Annotated in this window: 18 protein-coding genes; 10 read left to right on the plus strand and 8 right to left on the minus strand. The window is 70.7% G+C overall.

The annotated features are described in order from the left end of the window. Positions 1 to 25 precede the first annotated feature (25 nt). The 3 genes from manA to cysC form a co-directional block, all read right to left on the minus strand. Positions 26 to 1,216: a mannose-6-phosphate isomerase, class I gene (gene manA / locus ABD671_RS02110; protein WP_344731552.1), complete on the minus strand. Its 1,191-nt coding sequence runs from the start codon at positions 1,214 to 1,216 to the stop codon at positions 26 to 28. 74 nt (positions 1,217 to 1,290) lie between these two features. Beyond that, positions 1,291 to 2,322, minus strand: a complete 1,032-nt coding sequence (locus ABD671_RS02115; protein ID WP_344731553.1) for a sulfite exporter TauE/SafE family protein — start codon at positions 2,320 to 2,322, stop codon at positions 1,291 to 1,293. Positions 2,323 to 2,642: 320 nt separating this feature from the next. Further along, positions 2,643 to 3,851 (minus strand): adenylyl-sulfate kinase, encoded by a 1,209-nt coding sequence (cysC, locus tag ABD671_RS02120; protein ID WP_344731554.1) that lies wholly within the window; start codon positions 3,849 to 3,851, stop codon positions 2,643 to 2,645. A gap of 102 nt (positions 3,852 to 3,953) precedes the next feature. Between cysC and ABD671_RS02125 the strand changes: the two genes are divergently transcribed. After that, positions 3,954 to 5,039, plus strand: a complete 1,086-nt coding sequence (locus ABD671_RS02125; RefSeq protein ID WP_344731555.1) for an acyltransferase family protein — start codon at positions 3,954 to 3,956, stop codon at positions 5,037 to 5,039. On the opposite strand, the gene ABD671_RS02130 is transcribed toward ABD671_RS02125, so the two are convergent. After that, positions 5,036 to 5,974 (minus strand): asparaginase, encoded by a 939-nt coding sequence (locus tag ABD671_RS02130; protein WP_344731556.1) that lies wholly within the window; start codon positions 5,972 to 5,974, stop codon positions 5,036 to 5,038. The two genes, ABD671_RS02125 and ABD671_RS02130, sit on opposite strands and share 4 nt — an antisense overlap. A gap of 370 nt (positions 5,975 to 6,344) precedes the next feature. Between ABD671_RS02130 and ABD671_RS02135 the strand changes: the two genes are divergently transcribed. From ABD671_RS02135 to ABD671_RS02145, 3 genes are all read left to right on the plus strand, one after another. After that, the gene (locus ABD671_RS02135) at positions 6,345 to 6,716 is read left to right on the plus strand and encodes a helix-turn-helix domain-containing protein (protein ID WP_344731557.1); all 372 of its coding nucleotides are present in this window, start codon (positions 6,345 to 6,347) and stop codon (positions 6,714 to 6,716) included. A gap of 78 nt (positions 6,717 to 6,794) precedes the next feature. Further along, positions 6,795 to 7,490, plus strand: coding sequence for a hypothetical protein (locus ABD671_RS02140; protein ID WP_344731558.1), 696 nt, complete (start codon positions 6,795 to 6,797; stop codon positions 7,488 to 7,490). Positions 7,491 to 7,612: 122 nt separating this feature from the next. Continuing rightward, positions 7,613 to 7,915 carry a DUF2516 family protein gene (locus ABD671_RS02145; protein ID WP_344731559.1) on the plus strand — a complete coding sequence of 101 codons (303 nt, stop codon included), beginning with the start codon at positions 7,613 to 7,615 and terminating at the stop codon, positions 7,913 to 7,915. A 93-nt stretch (positions 7,916 to 8,008) separates the two neighbouring features. Here the strand turns inward: ABD671_RS02145 and ABD671_RS02150 are convergent, their stop codons facing one another. Both ABD671_RS02150 and rfbB read right to left on the minus strand, forming a co-directional pair. Then, on the minus strand, positions 8,009 to 9,388 hold the full coding sequence (locus ABD671_RS02150) for a sugar nucleotide-binding protein (RefSeq protein WP_344731560.1): 1,380 nt from the start codon (positions 9,386 to 9,388) through the stop codon (positions 8,009 to 8,011). Between the two features lie 2 nt (positions 9,389 to 9,390). After that, positions 9,391 to 10,389, minus strand: coding sequence for a dTDP-glucose 4,6-dehydratase (rfbB, locus tag ABD671_RS02155; RefSeq protein WP_344731561.1), 999 nt, complete (start codon positions 10,387 to 10,389; stop codon positions 9,391 to 9,393). 56 nt (positions 10,390 to 10,445) lie between these two features. Between rfbB and rfbA the strand changes: the two genes are divergently transcribed. Continuing rightward, positions 10,446 to 11,306, plus strand: coding sequence for a glucose-1-phosphate thymidylyltransferase RfbA (gene rfbA / locus ABD671_RS02160; RefSeq protein ID WP_344731562.1), 861 nt, complete (start codon positions 10,446 to 10,448; stop codon positions 11,304 to 11,306). Positions 11,307 to 11,318: 12 nt separating this feature from the next. On the opposite strand, the gene ABD671_RS02165 is transcribed toward rfbA, so the two are convergent. Further along, the gene (locus ABD671_RS02165; protein ID WP_344731685.1) at positions 11,319 to 12,443 is read right to left on the minus strand and encodes a DUF1972 domain-containing protein; all 1,125 of its coding nucleotides are present in this window, start codon (positions 12,441 to 12,443) and stop codon (positions 11,319 to 11,321) included. Between the two features lie 39 nt (positions 12,444 to 12,482). Continuing rightward, positions 12,483 to 13,943, minus strand: a complete 1,461-nt coding sequence (locus tag ABD671_RS02170; protein WP_344731563.1) for a sugar transferase — start codon at positions 13,941 to 13,943, stop codon at positions 12,483 to 12,485. 228 nt (positions 13,944 to 14,171) lie between these two features. Here ABD671_RS02170 and ABD671_RS02175 point away from each other — a divergent pair, with 228 nt between their 5' ends. The 5 genes from ABD671_RS02175 to ABD671_RS02195 all read left to right on the plus strand — a co-directional run bounded on the left by ABD671_RS02175 (position 14,172) and on the right by ABD671_RS02195 (position 17,775). Next, on the plus strand, positions 14,172 to 14,333 hold the full coding sequence (locus ABD671_RS02175; RefSeq protein ID WP_344731564.1) for a hypothetical protein: 162 nt from the start codon (positions 14,172 to 14,174) through the stop codon (positions 14,331 to 14,333). A 49-nt stretch (positions 14,334 to 14,382) separates the two neighbouring features. Then, positions 14,383 to 15,246, plus strand: a complete 864-nt coding sequence (locus ABD671_RS02180; RefSeq protein WP_344731565.1) for an N-acetylmuramoyl-L-alanine amidase family protein — start codon at positions 14,383 to 14,385, stop codon at positions 15,244 to 15,246. A 10-nt stretch (positions 15,247 to 15,256) separates the two neighbouring features. After that, positions 15,257 to 16,189, plus strand: coding sequence for an alpha/beta hydrolase (locus ABD671_RS02185; protein WP_344731566.1), 933 nt, complete (start codon positions 15,257 to 15,259; stop codon positions 16,187 to 16,189). Beyond that, entirely contained in the window at positions 16,173 to 16,643 is a 471-nt protein-coding gene (locus ABD671_RS02190) for a VanZ family protein (RefSeq protein WP_344731567.1), read from the plus strand. Before ABD671_RS02185 ends, ABD671_RS02190 begins: the two co-directional genes overlap by 17 nt. Before the next feature lie 154 nt (positions 16,644 to 16,797). Continuing rightward, a complete protein-coding gene (locus ABD671_RS02195) occupies positions 16,798 to 17,775 on the plus strand; it encodes a hypothetical protein (protein ID WP_344731568.1) in 978 nt (325 codons plus the stop codon). The last annotated feature ends 40 nt before the right edge of the window (positions 17,776 to 17,815 follow it).

The raw sequence follows: 17,815 nt of genomic DNA on the forward strand, positions 1-17,815 counted from the left end.
AGCGGTCGGGCGCTCGGGAGATCGGTCAGACGACGTCGACGAGCCGCGAGTGCACGGCGCGTCGGGCGGGCTCGTAGGCCTGCGCGATCTCACCCAGACCGACCACGACGCAGTCGGTGTCCTCGGGGCTGAGGTACGCCGACTCGCCCCGCTGGAGGCGCAGTGACTGGCCGTCCCCGTTGCGCAGCTCCACCTCGCCGCCGGTGCAGATGACGATCGACCTCCGGGTCGTCACCAGAGGGACGCCGTCCGGGTCGGCGTGGGAGACCTGGGTGACTGCGAGGGCGAACTCGACGTCGGCGGGGGAGAAGACCTCGGTGTCGGCGAGGGCGAACTCCGGATTGACCCGGGCGATGCGCGCCATGCCGGTGGTGCCCAGGCAGGTCACGAGGCCGTGCGGGTCGACGTGCTTGGTGGTCAGGCCGGCGCGCAGCACGTTGTCGCTGGAGGCCATCACCTCCAGGCACAGGCCCTTGAGGTGGGCGTGGATGATGCCGGCGCCGAGGTAGGCGGCTTCGCCCGGCTGCAGGGTCATCCGGTTGAGCATCAGCGAGATGATGACGCCGACGTCGCCCGGGTAGTACTCCGCGATCTCGACCGCCGTGGAGTAGGCGCGCTTGATGTCCATGCCGAGACGGCCCAGGGCACGGCAGGCGCCGACGACCTCGCCGACCTCGGCCTCGGTCACCTCCGAGCTCAGCAGCCACTCGAGCCGGCGCACGATGCCGGCGAAGCCGGGGTCGGCTCGCAGGTCGTCGGCCAGGCGCTTGGTGAGGGGGGTCTCCAGAGGCGCGAGCACGCGCAGGATCTCCACGGTCGGTCGGAAGCCGATGAGGGAGTCGAAGGTGGTCAGCGCGTAGACCATCTCCGGCTTGTGGTTGTCGTCCTTGTAGACCCGGTGCGGAGCATCGAGGGGAATGCCGGCGCGCTCCTCCTCGGCGAACCCGTCCTCGGCCTGGCTCTTGCTCGGGTGCACCTGGAGCGAGAGCGGCTGATCGGCGGCGAGCACCTTCAGCATGAACGGCAGATCGCCGGTCAGATCGGCCAGCGCCTTGGTCTCGCCGTCGGCGCTCACAGCCGTGGAGGGCTGGAGCGGGTGGGTGCCGATCCACACCTCCGCCACCGGGGTGCCGTCCGACCGTTCGCCCAGGAAGCGCGGGATCGCGTCAGGCGATCCCCACGAGTAGTTCTGGACGCCGTTGCGGAGCCGGTACATGAGGTCAGCCTAGGCAATCCGAGCCGGAGTTCGAGGCCCTAGGGATGGGGTGGGACGACGACCACGGGCCGCGGTCAGCTCTTCTCGACCCCGGCCTGGGCGTCGGACCTCGAGGCGGCGCGGGCGCCGCCGTAGGTCCAGGTGTCGAGCTCGGCCACGGTGGGGGCCCCGAAGTAGGGGAGTCCCTGCTGCTTGCGCAGCACGCCCCAGATGAGCGGCAGCAGCACGGCGGTCACGATGCCGACCACGCCGATCAGCACCGGGTGGGTGGTGTCCTTGCCCAGGGGCGCCCAGCCCGCCTTGTCGAGCAGGGCGACGCCCGACATGGTCAGCACGACCACGATGCCGCGGCGGATCAGCGACTGCGGTACCCGCGGCGCGATGGTGCTGCCCAGCAGGGTGCCGGGCACGGAGCCGATGATCAGCGGGATGGTGATCGACCAGTCGAGGCCGTTGAGGGAGATGTTGGAGAGCGCGGCGGCGAGCACGAGGGGCACCGCCTGCACCAGGTCGGTGCCGACCAGGCGCAGCGCGGAGAGGCCCGGGTAGAGCATCAGCAGCGCGATCATGATGACCGAGCCCGAACCTACGCTGGTGATGCCGACGAGTGCTCCGCCGAGCATGCCGACCAGCAGCGTCGGGATCGGTCGGACGGCCGGGTCGGGGTCGCCCACCGGGCCGCCGCTGCGGACGCGGCGGAGGTTCACGTAGAGGCGCAGGGCGTAGGTGAGGGCGGCGAAGATCAGCGCGAAGCCGATCGCCTCCTTCAGCACGGTGTCGAGCTGCTTCTCATCGGTGGTGAAGTGATGGATCGCGAAGGGGCCGAGGAAGGCCATCGGCACCGAACCAGCGATCAGCCAGCCTGCCAGCCGGAAGTTCGGTTGGCCCTCGCGGGCATGCACGATCGCACCGCCCGTCTTGTAGACCGCGGCAGCCGTCAGGTCGGCCGTGACGACGGTGGCGGCCTCGCCGCCGCCGACGCCGAGGAAGATGAGGGCGGGGGTCATCAGAGCCCCGCCGCCCATGCCGGTGAGGCCGACGACGATGCCGACGAAGAAGCCGGCGGCGACGATGGACACAGCTGTCCACGTGAGCAGCTCGCTCATGGAGATCTCCTAGTGCGCGGCGACCGCACCCTGGTCGATCCGCGGAGTCGAGGATAGGGGAGATTCCTGCTGTTCTCGGTATTGCCTATCGAGGTGATCGGGATTGGCTGGCTGAGCCGGCCAGGGACGTCGGCGGGCGGGTGCGGGGTAGTCCGGTGGTCGAGGTGCGACGAGAGCCAGCGAGGAGCCGCGAGACCCGGGGAGTCGAACGCCCTGCGGTACCGGTAGCTCCTCGGGTGCGGGCGTTTCGAGGCTCGCTTCGCTCGCACCGGGGCGACCGGAGAGGCTCGCTTCGCTCGCACCGGGGCGAGCGGGAGGGCCTACAGGTCGAGGAACCCCGCCTCGCGCAGCGCGACGACCACGTCGTCCAGGGCGTCCTCGATCGTGCGGCCCGTGGTGTCGACGCGCACGTCGGCGTCCTCCGGCTCCTCGTACGGGGAGGAGATGCCGGTGAACTCGGGGATCTCGCCGCGGCGGGCCTTGGCGTAGAGGCCCTTGCGGTCGCGGCGCTCGCACTCCTCGAGCGGGGTCGCCACGTGGACCAGGAAGAAGGCGCCGCCCGCGGCCTCGACCAGCGCCCGCACCTGCTGGCGGGTCTCGTCGAAGGGGGCGATCGGGCTGCACACCGCCACCCCGCCGTGGCGGGCGATCTCGGCGGCCACCCACCCGATGCGGCGGATGTTGGTCTCGCGGTCCTCCTTGGAGAAGGTCAGGCCCGCCGAGAGGTTGCGCCGTACGACGTCGCCGTCGAGGGAGGTGAGCGTGCGCTCGCCCGCCTCGAGGATGCGGTCCATCAGCGCGCGGGCCAGCGTCGACTTGCCGCTGCCGGAGAGGCCGGTGAAGAAGAGTACGAGGCCGACCTCGTCGGCCGCCGGCGCGGCCTGCTCGACGATCGCGGCGATCGTCGCGGGCAGGTCGCCCTTGTCGTCACCGCCGAGCGGTAGGACGACGTCGTCGCCGGCGTAGGTGGCCACCACCTGGACGCCGAGGGCGTGATCGGCCTCCGCGTCGCCGTGTGCGGCCAACGGGACGGCGACCACGACGGCGTCGGCGAGCAGCTCGGCCGCGGCGAGCGTCGCGCGCAGCAGGGCGACGGCGGGCAGGCTCGGCGTGCCCACGCCGACCAGGGCCAGCAGCACGACCGGCCGCTCGCCGATGGCGGCCAGGTCGGCCTCGCTCAGCGGGTCGGCCACCGGCACCACCGCGCGCCCGGCGTACCGCTCGCGCACCTGGGCGGGGGAGAGGTAGAGCCGGCGGAACGGGCCGTACTGGGGGTGCGTCAGCGTCTCGATCTCGCCACCCGGCACGGCGACCCGGGCCAGCGGCAATCCTTCAGGGTCGACGAGTTCCACGCCGCCCGCCTCGGCTGCTGCCGCCGCGACGGCGTCCGGCAGAGTCAGGGTGACCGGGCTGCCCGGCTCGTCGAAGCGCGTCAGCGGCGCCAGCGCACCCGTGGTGAGGAGCTCGAGGTCGTCGAGCTCGCGCGGCGTCGGGCAGTGCTGGGGCCAGGGCTTCGTCGGTGCGGACACGGGCGTCATCCTGCCACCCCAAATCTTCGTTCGTTCGCGCCACTTACTGGTGCGAGCGCTGATAGGTTTTCGGCCGTCCCCTGAAGTCTCGCGGAGGGCTCTATGCAGCAGGCCAATGATCATCGGCGAGATCGGCTGAATGGGATCCAAGGGTTGCGGTTCGTTGCCGCCGGTCTCGTCGTGGTGACGCACGCGACCTTTTACGCTGGCGAGCGATTGGATCCTTCGTTCCCGACGTGGCACTTCGGAGAGATCGGAGTACCTATCTTCTTCGTGATCAGTGGCTTCGTCATGGTGGTGTCCACCCAAGACTTGGTGGGCAAAGATGACGGCTGGAAGTACTTCTCCGCCAGGCGGGGGACGCGGATCGTACCGCTCTACTGGACTGCGACAACTGTCAAGCTCCTGACCATGGTCGTCGTCCCTGGCGCGGTCCTGCATGCGGCGCTATCCCCTCAGACGGTCCTTTCCTCGTACTTCTTCCTTCCGTCCTACAACGCCGACGGCGAGCTCCGACCGCTCTTGGGCGTTGGATGGACCCTTATCTTCGAGGTCTTCTTCTACATCATCTTCGCGATAGGCATGCGAGTTTCGAGACGCCCTGCTTTGTTCTCGACTGCGGTTCTTCTTCCGGTCGCGATCGGCGGGTTTGCTCTTCCCGGCGACGTTAGGGGCGAATGGACCTTCTACTTCAGTGGAGTTCTCCTCTACTTCGTCATGGGAATGTGGATTGGCGCGCTGTGGACGAAGCGTCTTGATGGCCCTATTCGGATGCTCGCAATCGCCACAGTGACGGTTGCGGCCTGTTGGTCCTCAGCCAGCGCGGCGACTGGATCTCCATCCCCTTCCCACTACCTGCTCGCCCCTACGATCTTCCTACTGACCCTCGTCGCCGAATCCACCATCGGGGCACGGCTCCCTCGCTGGTTTCTCATCGGCGGTGACGCTTCGTACGCGCTCTACCTGTTCCATCCCATCGTCGCGCCCGCTGTGCCGGCGCTGATGAGCAAGTTCGGTTTGGTCTACCCCTGGCTGTCGGTCGTCGGGGGGTTCGGAGCGGCACTCGTCGCGGGAATCATCGGGTATTACTTCATCGAGCGACCCGCACTGGAGCAGACTCGCAGGCGGTGGAAGTACGCCGGAAAGATGAGAGGCGCAGGACTACCCCAAGGCACAGTCGCCCGCTAGAGAACTGCGCGGATCTCGCCCACCGGCATCCCGCCGCCCAGCAGCGGATGGGTGCCGATGCGGTCGAGCACCTCGTTCTCGATGCCGAGGCGCCGCAATGCGGCGACCATGACGATCGGGCGGGCCCGGTCGGCGCCGTCCTCGATGGTGAGCGCGACGGCCCGGCCGTCGGCGAGGGCCACCACGTAGGAGGCCTCCGCGCCCAGCTTGCCGATCGCGCCCGGTACGGCCTGCAGGAGGGCGGCCTCGTCGCGACGGGTACCGGAGACCCACGTGGGATGCGTGCGGATCGCCTCGGTGATCTGGCGGCGCGGCCCGCTCTCGGCGACCGCCAGACCACGGAGGGCCCGGGCCAACCCGGTCAGGGAGGTCGACAGCAGCGGAGCGCCGCAGCCGTCGACCGCAAGGACGGCGATCGGCTCACCGGTCGACTCCTCGAAGGTGCGCACGATCGCCTGCTGGAGCGGGTGGTCGGGGGAGAGGTAGTCGTCGGTCGACCAGCCGCGGAGGACGCAGGTGGCCAGCATCGCGGCGTGCTTGCCCGAGCAGTTCATGGCGATGCGGCTGCGCTCGCCGCCGCTGCGCAGCACGGCTTCCTTCTCGGCCTCGTCGTAGGGCCAGTCGAGCGGGGTCTGGAGGGAGGTCTCGGTGAGTCCGGCGCCCGCCAGGATGCGTCGGACGCCGTCGAGGTGGAACGCCTCCCCGGAGTGGGACGCGCAGGCCAGCGCCAGCAGATCGGGCGGCAGGTCGAGTCCGAGCTCCACCATGGCCAGTGCCTGGAGCGGCTTGTTGCACGAGCGCGGGAGGATCGGCGCGTCGGCATCGCCGACCGCCCAGTCGACCGAGCCGTCGGCGGCCAGGGCCACGACGCTGCCGCGATGGCGTCCCTCGATGAACCCGCTGCGGACGATCTCGGCGACGACGGTGTGGGGCATGGGGTCACGGTAGGCGAGGTGGCCTCCCCGGGCGTTGTCGGCGATCGGGTGCGGGGGCTTCGAGGCTCGCTGCGCTCGCACCTCAGCCACCGGCGTCCGGCGGGGGCTGAGGTGCGACGAGCGCCAGCGAGGAGCCTCGAAGCCCGGTGAGACGAACGACCTCGGGTACCGCCGGCGGTCGCCTCCGGGCGTTTCGAGGCTCGCTGCGCTCGCACCTCAACGACCGGAGGGGCTCGCTTCGCTCGCACCGGGGCGACCGGTCGTGCTTGCAGCTGCACGCAGGCCGTAGGGGCCGTTATGCAGGGCATGTGAGCGGTTGCACAAGCGTCGGAGTTGGCTTCTGCTAGCTACAGCTAGCACCATGGGCGGTATGGCGAAGGGCAAGGTGTCGAAGACGGTGGGCTCGCTCGGCGAGTACCTCCGTGAACAGCGCACCTCGGCGCAGCTCTCGTTGCGTCAGCTCGCCGAGCAGGCCGGGGTCTCCAACCCCTACCTGAGCCAGATCGAGCGCGGTCTGCGCAAGCCGTCGGCCGAGGTGCTCCAGCAGCTCGCCAAGGCACTGCGCATCTCCGCCGAGCAGCTCTACCTCCGGGCCGGCATCGTCAGCCCGGACGACGGCGTCGGCGGGAGCGTCGAACTGGCGATCCTCGGCGACACCGCCCTCACCGAACGGCAGAAGCAGTCCCTCCTCGACGTCTACCAGTCGTTCCTCGCCATCAACGAGCCCCCCACCGATTCCTGACCCGCCGCGGTCCGGCGCCCGTCGGACCCATCCCCACCCGTCCGGCGTGCGCCGGACATCGATAGGAGTGCCGACACCATGGCCATCACCCTGAAGTCCCTCGATCTGAAGACCGAGGCCACCAAGACCCTCTACGCCGGCGCCGGCGCCGTCGACCTCGCGGTCGAGACCGTCCGCGAGTCGGTCACCGAGTACGTCGCCGACGTGCAGAAGAAGATCGCCGAGGTGCAGGCCGACGTCCTCACCCGCGTCGCCGACGTGCAGAAGGCCGTCCAGGGCATCGACCTGGAGCCCAAGAAGGTCCGCGCGCAGGCGACCACCGTGGTCAACACCCGCGTCGAGACGCTCACCGACGAGGCCAAGGCCCGCCGCGCCGCCATCGAGGCCCGCGTCGCCGAGCTCCAGGCCCAGGCCACCGCGCTGCCCACCAAGGTGCAGTCGGCCCTCACCGAGAACGTCGCCACCGCCACCGCCGCCTACGACGACCTGGCCAAGCGCGGCGAGGTCGTCGTCGCCCGCCTGCGCAAGCAGGAGCTCGCCCAGGAGGCCGCGAAGGTCGTCGAGGACGCCGCCGAGGTGGCCAAGGCCCCGGCCAAGAAGGCTCCGGCGAAGAAGGCCGCCGCCAAGAAGGCTCCGGCGAAGAAGGCGCCCGCGAAGAAGGCGCCCGCGAAGAAGGCCGCCGCCAAGAAGGCTCCGGCGAAGAAGGCCCCCGCCAAGAAGGCCGCGCCGGTCGTCGAGGCGGCTGCCGAGGTCATCCCCGGCATCGACGCCTGATCGGTTCCGATCACCGCACCACCCGGCATCACCCAGCACTGCCCGCGAGGGCCGGACGCTCGACGTCCGGCCCTCGTGGCGTTCTCGGCAGCCCGATCGGCGGAGCCGACTAGGCTGGAGCCGTGCGCGTCTTCGAGATCCAGTCCACGATCATGCTCGTCATCTTCGCGGTGCTGCTGGTGGTGAAGCTGTTCGCGTTCATCAGCGCGCTCACCTTCTCCAGTCAGTCCTACGAGGCCGCCGGCAAGCTCACCAAGCCGGCGTGGAGCCTGATCCTCGGTCTGGGCGTGGTGCTGCACTTCCTGGGAATGGTGCTGCGCCTCCCCATCGGGTTTACGGGCATCCTCGGGATCGCCTTCACGGTGGCCGCGTTCGTGTACCTCGCCGACGTGCGCCCGGCGTTGAACGGGTTGACGCGGCGGTAGGCGGCTGTCCCTGCCGCTGCTGTTCGTCTCACCGGGTTTCGAGGCTCCTCGCTGGCGCTCGTCGCACCTCAACCACCGGCGGGCCCGCGCGGGTCAGAGGCCCAGGTAGGCCTTCAGCGCCTCCCGCGCGTCCTGCGGCACGAAGCCGGTGGCCTCGATGCGGCTGAGGTCGAGGGTGCTGTGCACGGGGCGCGGTGAGAGGTCCTTGCCGGCACCGTAGGTGGCGGTGTCGGTGGCGCAGACGTCCTCGGCCGATCGGCCGCACAGCACGAAGACCTCGCGGGCGATGTCGCACCAGCTCATGGTGGGTCCGGCGTTCGTCACGTTGTAGGTGCCGAAGGGCGCTCCCACCGCGAGCAGGTGGAGGGTGGCGCGGGCCAGCTCGGTGGTGAAGGTGAGTCGGCCGTACTGGTCGTCGACCACGCTCGGCGAGACGCCGTTCTCGGCCAGCGACTGCATCGTGCGCACGAAGTTGCGGCCCTCGCCGACCACCCAGGAGGTGCGCAGCACGTAGTGGCGCGGTGCCACGCCCACGGCGATGTCGCCGGCCGCCTTGGTCTGGGCGTACACGCCCAGCGGCGCGAACCCCTCGGACTCGTCGTGCAATTCGGCGGTGCCGTCGAAGACGTAGTCCGAGGAGTAGTGCACCAGCGTCAGGCCGTGCTCGATGGCCGCCTGCGCCAGCAGGGCGGGCGCGACCGCGTTCGCGGCCCAGCTCGAACGGCGTCCCTCGGGCGTCTCGGCGACGTCGACGGCGGTGAACGCGGCGGCGTTGAGGATCGTGCCGTACTCGCTCCACGGGAACGCCGCCACCGCCGCGGGGTCGGTGATGTCGAACTCGTCGAGGTCGACGCCGTGGGCGTCGGGCAGCACGTCGAGCAGCGCCCGCCCGAGCTGACCCTTGCTGCCCACCACCAGCGTGCGCCGCGGCTGCATCGGGACGACGGCGTCCAGCGTGGGGTTCGCCTTGTCCTTCTCGGAGATGTCGGCCTCGGTCAGCGGGATCGGCCACGGGATGGAGGCCGTGGCGTCGTCCAGCGCCAGGGCCGGGTAGGTGACACCCGGACGCCAGTGGTCGTTGACGAGGTAGGTGTAGGCGGTGCCGTCCTCCAGGGCCTGATAGGAGTTGCCGACGCCGCGCGGCACGAACACCGCGACACCGGGGTCGATCTCCACGCTGAAGGTCGCACCGAAGCTGTCGCCCGCGCGCAGGTCGACCCAGGCGGCGAAGACCCGGCCGGTGGCCACGCCGACGTACTTGTCCCACGGCTCCGCGTGGATGCCGCGGGTCGCGCCGCGCCGGGTGTTGAAGGAGATGTTGTTCTGCACCGGGCCGAAGTCGGGCAGGCCGAGCGCGGTCATCTTCGCCCGCTGCCAGTTCTCCTTGAACCAGCCGCGGTCGTCGCCGTGCACGGGCATGCGGACGACGAGCAGCCCGGGGATCGTTGTGGTCTCGACGGTCAGCTCGCTCACGATCACTGGCCCTTCGCGGCGTAGGAGGCCTCGACGGCGTCCTTGTGCGGCCGCCACCAGGCCTCGTGGGCCTGGTACCACTCGATGGTGTCGGCCAGACCCTTCTCGAAGTCGCCGAAGCGCGGCGACCAGCCGAGCTCGGTGCGCAGCTTGGTGGAGTCGATGGCATAGCGCAGGTCGTGGCCGGCCCGGTCGGTCACGTGGTCGAAGTCGTCCTCGGGACGGCCGAAGTGAGCCAGGATCTGCCGGACGACGTCGAGGTTGTTGCGCTCGCCGTCCGCGCCGATGAGGTAGGTCTCCCCGATACGGCCGGTGGTGAGGATCGTCCAGACCGCCGACGAGTGGTCGTCGGCGTGGATCCAGTCGCGCACGTTCTGCCCGGCCCCGTAGAGCTTGGGGCGGCCGCCGTCGATGACGTTGGTGATCTGACGGGGGATGAACTTCTCGATGTGCTGCCAGGGGCCGTAGTTGTTCGAGCAGTTCGAGATCGTGGCCTGCACGCCGAAGCTGCGCACCCACGCCCGCACGAGCAGGTCGGAGCCCGCCTTCGTGGAGCTGTAGGGGCTGGAGGGGTTGTAGGGGGTCGACTCGGTGAAGCGCTCGGGGTCGTCGAGCTCGAGGTCGCCGTACACCTCGTCGGTGGAGATGTGGTGCAGCCGCGTGCCCGCCTTGCGCACCGCCTCGAGCAGCGAGAACGTGCCGATGAGGTTGGTGTGCACGAAGGGGGAGGGGTCGGCCAGCGAGTTGTCGTTGTGCGACTCCGCCGCGTAGTGGACGACGGCGTCGTGCTCGGCGACGAGGCGCTCCATGAGCGGCTGGTCGGCGATGTCGCCGACCACGAGGGAGACCCGATCGGCCGGCAGGTCGGCGATCGACTCGCGGCTGGCGGCGTAGGTGAGCTTGTCGACGACCGTGACCTTCGCGTCGGTGTGCTCGACGAGGAAGTGCACGAAGTTCGAGCCGATGAAGCCGGCGCCGCCCGTCACGAGGATGTGATCCATGCCCGAATGCTAGGGAGCCTGCCCGCTGGGGTATCGCGATCTCTAGCATTCGGAACGTGAAAGGGATCATCCTCGCCGGCGGCACCGGCTCGCGCCTCCACCCCATCACTCTGGGGATCAGCAAGCAGCTGATGCCGGTCTACGACAAGCCGATGATCTACTACCCGCTCTCCACGCTGATGCTGGCGGGCATCCAGGACGTGCTGGTGATCACCACCCCGCACGAGGCGGCCGCCTTCCAGCGGCTGCTGGGCGACGGTTCGCAGTACGGCATCTCGATCACGTGGGCCCAGCAGCCCTCGCCCGACGGACTGGCGCAGGCTTTCATCATCGGCGCCGACCACGTCGGCGACGACCGGGTGGGCCTCGTGCTCGGCGACAACATCTTCTACGGCGCCGGCCTGGGCACCCGGCTGCGGCGCTTCGAGGATCTCGATGGTGCCGCGGTCTTCGGCTACCGCGTGGCCGACCCGACCGCCTACGGCGTGGTCGAGTTCGACGAGGCCGGCCGCGCGATCTCCCTCGAGGAGAAGCCGGCGAAGCCCAAGAGCCCGTACGCCGTCCCGGGCCTGTACTTCTACGACAGCAGCGTCGTGGAGTACGCCCGCGACCTGAAGCCCTCGGCTCGCGGGGAGTTGGAGATCACCGACCTCAACCGCATCTACCTCGAGCAGGGACGCCTCCAGGTGGAGGTGCTGCCGCGCGGCAGCGCGTGGCTCGACACCGGGACGGTGGACGATATGAACGACGCCGCCAACTACGTGCGCGCCATCGAGAGCCGCCAGTCGAGCAAGATCGGCGCGCCCGAGGAGGTCGCCTGGCGGATGGGCTTCATCGACGACGCCCGGCTCGCCGAGCTCGCCCAGCCGCTGGTGAAGAGCGGGTACGGGACGTACCTGCTGAGCCTGCTCGACTGAGGGACGGCTCTCTCAGGCCTCGACGTAGGCGACCCGAGGCCGCTTCTCGGCGGTCTCGGCGATGGCTCGCTCGTAGTCGGCGCAGACGTCCGGCCAGTTGTACAGCCGAGCCCCGCGGTCGCGGGCGCGCTCCCCCCGGTCGTCGGTGGTGGCCATCTGCCCCAGCACGGTCTCGGCGATCGACTCGGGAGTGCCCGCGCAGTAGACGGCGGTATCGGCCAGCACCTCGCGGTTGTAGACCGTGTCGCGTGCCACGATCCGCGCGCCGCAGGCCATCGCCTGGACGAGTGCCGGGTTCGTGCCCCCGACGCTGTGGCCGTGGAAGTAGACGCCCGCGTGCTGCCAGAGGGCGAAGAGCCGCTGGTCGTCGCTGATGTGGCGCATCCAGTGGATGTTCGGATTCTCGGCGTCGAGCCGTTCGGCGCGTGCATCGATCTCGTTGCCGGCTCCCGACGTGCCGACGAGGACGACGGGGTGATGCTCGGCGATCGTCTCGGCAGCGTCCAGGAACTCGTTGATCGTGTTCTCCGGCACGAAGCGGGCGACGAGGAGCACGTACTCCCCGCTGGTGAACCCGGGCTCGACCGGAAGCTCGCCCACCGGCTGGCCGCCGTAGGGGATGAAGTAGCCGTCGCGGCGGAAGGTGCGCCGCCAGTAGTCGCCGATCGCGTGGGCGTCGAACACCAGCGCGTTGGCGAATCGCGCCGTCAGCACGGCGCCCCAGCGGAAGACCCGCTTGGCCCACGTGCCCCACTTCTGGCGCTCCCACTCGATGCCGTCGACATTGAGGACGATCGGGATGCCGCGCAGGCGCAGCAGCGGCAGCCAGTAGCCGTTCGCGCAGTTCATGACCAGGGCGACGTCCGGTCGATGGAAGAACGCGTGGAGGCAGGCCGTCAGACCGAAGGTCAGGGTGCTGAGCGAGGTCGAGTCGACGCCCCGGGTGGCCACGGTGCGGATCCGCGGATCGCGGTCGGGATCCGCCTCCTTCGTCTGTCCCGGCCGGCCGTAGACGACGACGTCCCAGCCCGCGTCCGCGAGACGGGGTGCGAGCTTGCGCACGGCGGTCTCGAAACCGCCGTAGTAGCTCGGGTAGCCGCGGGTGCCGATGATCGCGACGGTACGGCGAGCGCTGATGGGGACTCCTCAGGGTGGCGGTCGGGCGGTGATGGTCGGTCAGTAGGCGCCGCGGCTGGAGAAGACCGCCGTGACGGTCTTCGCCAGGATGCTGAGGTCCTGCACCATCGACCAGTTGTCGACGTAGTAGAGGTCGAGCCGCACGGCCTCCTCGTAGGAGAGGTCGGAGCGACCCGAGACCTGCCACAGGCCGGTCATGCCCGGCCGCACGTGCAGGCGACGGGTGGTGTCGCCGTCGTACTCCGCGACCTCCGAGGGCAGCGGCGGGCGCGGGCCGACCAGGCTCATCTCGCCGCGGACGACGTTGAACAGCTGCGGCAGCTCGTCGAGGGAGAGCCGGCGCAGCCACTGGCCGGGCTTGGTGATGCGCGGGTCGTCCTTCATCTTGAACAGACCGCCGTCGAAGCCGAGCTCGTCCTTCAGCGCCGCCAGCCGCGCCTCGGCGTCGACCACCATGGTGCGGAACTTGAAGCAGGGGAACTCCTCGCCGTCGCGTCCGGTGCGGATCTGCTTGAACAGCACGGGGCCGCGGTCGGCGAGCTTGATGTTCAGCGCGATGATCGCCAGCAGCGGGGCGAAGGCGACGATGAGGAACAGCGAGCCGACCAGGTCGAAGGCGCGCTTGCCGATGCTCGAGGCGTCGCGGGCCGTGGGCGGGCTGATGTGCATGAGCGGCAGCCCGCCGACCGGGCGCACCCGGATGCGCTGCGCGGAGATGTCGGTGACGCTCGGCGCCACCACGAGCTTCACGTGGTGCTGCTCGAGCTCCCACACCACCCGGCGCATCTGCTCGCCGGTCTCGATGGCGCCCTCGGCGAAGAAGACGATATCGGCGACATCGGAGGCCACCGCCGTGATGATCTCGTCCGTACCGCCGAGCACCGGGATGCCGGAATCGGTGGCGACCTCCCCGACGCCGCCCGGCGTGAGCGCACCGACGACGTCGTAGCCCAGCCAGTTCTCCCGCGCCAGCACGCCGGCAAGCTCGTCGACGTGCGAGGACGCACCGACGATGAGCACGCGCTCGCGCAGCGAGCCGTAGCGCCGCGCCACGTGCACGGCGCGGCGCAGGGCCAGCCGGCCGAGCAGGAGCAGCAGGGTGCCGATCACGAAGTTGATGACGAAGAAGCCGCGGCTGAGCGGGAACTTCGCGAGATAGCAGCCGACGCCGACCAGGGCGGCGGTGTAGAGGCTCGCGTTGAGCACCCGCTTGAACTCGTCGGTGCCGGCGCCGAAGACGTTCTCCCGATACCCGCGCATGAAGTAGATGACGGCCAGCCAGCCGAACAGCGCGGGCGGTGCGACGTAGACGACGCTGTCGATCGTGTTGACCTTGTCGTCGAACACGGTGAGCTGCGCTCGGGCGATGACGCCGATGACGACGGCGGCCAGGATCATGAGGGTGTCGACCAGCACGGCGGTGGCCGGCAGGTAGCGCAGGGCACGGCTCGCGGCGCGGGTTCGGACCAGGCGCATGGTGCGCTCGGCGAACGTCGTCACGTAGATCCCCCTGGCAGGTTTCCTAAGACCCTCTTAAGACCCTGAGTCTCCCGCACGCGACGGCACCTACCGACCGGTCTTTACCAAATGGTCTGTGATGACCAGCACGAACTAGTCCCTTCGGGCCATGGGGGATGACGGGTGTGTTGCCGGGCGCCACCCGAATGTGTCGGAAGCGTGGATCGACGGTGGGTGTAACACCGCGGTGATGTGTCAAGACTGGAGTGCATGATGACAGCGCTCTGGATCGTGCTCGCCCTGGTCGGGTGGACCCTCGTCGGTCTGCCGTTCGCTGTCCTCCTCGGCCGCCACGTCGACCGCCACGGCCGCGCCGAGCTGCCCGCCACCGCCCGCGCCCACGCTTCCGACGCCGCGCGTCACGTCGCCTGATCCCGCGATCCGGCCCGACCGGGGCCCCGCGCCGCGTAGGTTGCCGCGGGTGAGCCCCCGCCGTCCGGTCGCCGCGCTCGCCCTCGTCTGCGGGCTGAGCCTCACCGGCCTCACCGCCTGCGACCTCGACCCGGCTCCTCATCCCGCGGCCGCCGCGCTCGTCGCCGCCCCCGGCGGGACGGCGTCCGCGAGCGCCTCGCCGTCCGTCTCGCCGTCTGTCACCGCCAGCGCTCCTTCCGACAGCGACCCGCTGGCCGGACGTGTCATCGTCCTCGACCCTGGCCACCAGCTCGGCAACCGGCACTTCCCGCGCCAGATCGCGAAGCCGGTGCCGGCCGGCGGCTTCATCAAGCCCTGCAACACCACCGGCACCGCCACCGACGGCGGCTACCCCGAGGCCACCTTCGCCTGGTCGGTCGCCCGGGGGCTGCGCGCGCGACTGCGCGACCTCGGCGCGACGGTGCGGCTGACCCGGCACAGCAACAGCGACCGGCGCTGGGGGCCGTGCGTCGACGCGCGCGGACGGGCCGGGAACGCGCTGCCCGCCGACCTCAAGATCAGCATCCACGGCGACGGCTACACGGTGGCCGGGGCGCACGGCTTCCATGTGATCGCGCCGACCGACCGGCGTCCGTGGACCCGCGACATCTACCGCCCCTCGCTCGAGCTGGCCCGGAAGGTGCGCACCGCGCTGATCGACGCCGGATTCACCGTGGCGAACTACGTGGCCGGCGGCGACGGCCTCGACCTGCGCTCCGACCTCGCCACCCTCAACCTCTCCGACATCCCCACCGTGATGGTCGAGCTCGGCAACATGCGCTCGCCCGAGGACGCCGCCGTGATGACCACCGCCACAGGTCGCTCGCGCTACGCCGAGGCCCTTTCTCAGGCTGTTGTCGGCTTCCTCGGTTAAGGTCGCGGACGTGCCAGTCGACCCCGGAATCGCCGTCCTGCTCGAGCTCATCGCGGGCTCGGGCTACCCGCCGATGCACGAAGGCACGCCCGAGATCGCGCGCAAGGCGTTCCGGGCGATGACGGTCGACGCCACCCAGCCCGAGCAGGTGGTGGCCGTCGGCTCGGTCTCGGACGACGTCGTCGCCGGCGTCCCGGTGCGGATCTACCGGCCCGCTGCTGAGGGCCCCGTGCCGACCCTGGTGTTCCTGCACGGCGGCGGCTTCGTCATCGGCGACCTCGACACCCACGACCAGACCTGCCGCCGCCTCTGCGCCGGCGCCGACGTCGTCGTGGTCTCCGCCGATTACCGGCTCGCCCCCGAGCACGTGTGGCCTGCGGCCGTCGACGACGCCGTCGCCGTCACCACCGCCGTGGCCGCCGACCTCGCCTCCTACGGCGGCTCGCCCGCGCTCGGCGTCGGCGGCGACAGCGCCGGCGGCAACCTCGCCGCGATCGTCGCCCAGCAGCCCGGGCTTCGCGAGGCGATCGCCGGGCAGCTGCTCATCTACCCCGCCGTCGACCCCGGAGGCGAGTACGCCTCGCGGGAGGAGAACGCCTCCGGCTACTTCCTCGAGCAGGCCGGCATGGAGTGGTTCTTCGCCCACTACGTGCCCGACCTCGACGAGACGCTCCTCGACGACCCTCGCCTCGCACCGCTGCGCGGCGAGCTGGCCGGCGTCGCGCCCGCCGTCGTCGTCACGGCCGAGTACGACCCGCTGCGCGACGAGGGGGAGGCCTACGCCGACGCCCTCGCCGCCGCGGGCGTGGCCGTCGACCGCGTGCGCTACGACGGCCTCATCCACGGATTCATCGACATGGGCGTGCTCAGCCCCGCTGCCGCAGCCGCGGTCGACGACGTCGTCGCCCGCACCCGGAGCCTGCTCCATGACCCTCGTGACTGACGCCCCCGCGACCGCCCGACCGACCTGGCGGCGTCCCCTCGGCGTCGCCACCGCCGTCTACGGCTGCTTCCTGGCCTTCGTGCTGCTCGAGCCGTCGAACAACGTGCCGTCCTCGAGCATCGCCTGGCTCAGCGTGCGCCTCGCCGCCCACGGCGTGCCGACCGTGCTCTCGGGCTACGCCTACGTCGACTTCTGGTGCAACATCGCGATCATGCTGCCGCTCGCCGCAGCCCTGGTGTTCCTGTGGCCCCGGGTGCGCTGGGAGCGCTGGACCGTCATCGCCTTCGCCCTCTCCGCCGGCGTCGAGACCACCCAGTCGCTGCTGCTGCCCAGCCGCGTGCCCGCCTTCAGCGACGTCGTCGCCAACACCCTCGGTGTGCTCCTCGGCTCGGGGGCTGCGGCGTTCGCGTGGTGGGTCGGGACGCGGGGGGCGGGTGAAAGTTTCGGCGGGTGACCGCTGAAGGTTCGGCGGCTGACCGCTGAAACTTCTGGTGGTGTGACGTTCTGCAGGTCTGAGGGGCGTTCTCACCTGCAGAACGTCACACCTCGTTCTCCACAGATCGCTGGGGGCCGGTGTCCGAGTGGCCCGGCGCGGGCAGGCCGTCCCCATGGAACTGCCCCTGAGGTCGAGGACGCCGTCCGACCTCGTCGTGCCGGTGCGATGCGACCCGGCCGGCGTGCTCGGTCCGACCCGCACGCAGGCGGCCGGACCCAGGTGGCGGCGCGTGGCGCGCGGCTGGTTCGTGCCCACGGCCGCGCCGCACCACGTCGAGCAGCGCATCCTCGAGGCCACCGCGGGCATCGACGGCGCTCAGATCACCGGCTGGGCGGCACTGCGGCTGGCCGGGGTCGGACTGGTCGACGGCCGCGATCGGTTCGGCGCCGATCTCCCTGTGCCGCTGCGGGTCGTACGCGGCGGTCTGCGACCGCGGGACGGCGTGATCATGCGCCGCGGACTCCTGCCGCCCGAGCATCTCGTCGAGACCGCCGGCGTCCCCTGCGTGCGACCGCTGCCCGCGCTCCTGGACGCCGTCCGCTCGGCCGGCGACCGGGAGGCGATGGTGCTCGTGGACGCCGTCCTGGCGGCGGGGCTGGCGACGCGGCACGAGATCGAGGAGTGGGCCTCGACCACCCGCCCGCGTGGCTGGTGGAGCCTGGCGGCGGCGGTGCGGCTCGCTGCGCCCGGGGTGCGCTCGCCCCAGGAGACCCGGCTGCGGTTGCTCTGCACGCTCGACGCCGGGCGCGGCCCGTTCCTCGTGAACCCTCGGATCGAGACGCTGGAGGGACGCTTCGTGGCGATGCCCGATCTGCTCGACGAGGCCGCCGGGCTCGCGGTCGAGTACGACGGCGCCGGGCATCGCACCCGCGAGCAGCATCGCGCGGACGTCGTCCGCGCAGCCGGCATGCAGGACGTCGGCGTGGAGGTCGTCACCGTCGTGGGAGCCGATCTGCAGGACGTGCCCGGCGTGGTCGCGCGGCTCGAGCGCGCCTACGAACGGGCGCGCGACCGCGCCTACCTGGAGGTGGAGCGGCGCTGGCGGGTACGCCGTCCGTCTGCGCCGCCGGGAACAGGGCACGAGGTGTGACGTTCTGCAGGTCCCAGGGCCGATTTGACCTGCACAACGT

The organism is Nocardioides fonticola (assembly GCF_039536805.1).
GTDB classification, from domain to species: domain Bacteria; phylum Actinomycetota; class Actinomycetes; order Propionibacteriales; family Nocardioidaceae; genus Nocardioides; species Nocardioides fonticola.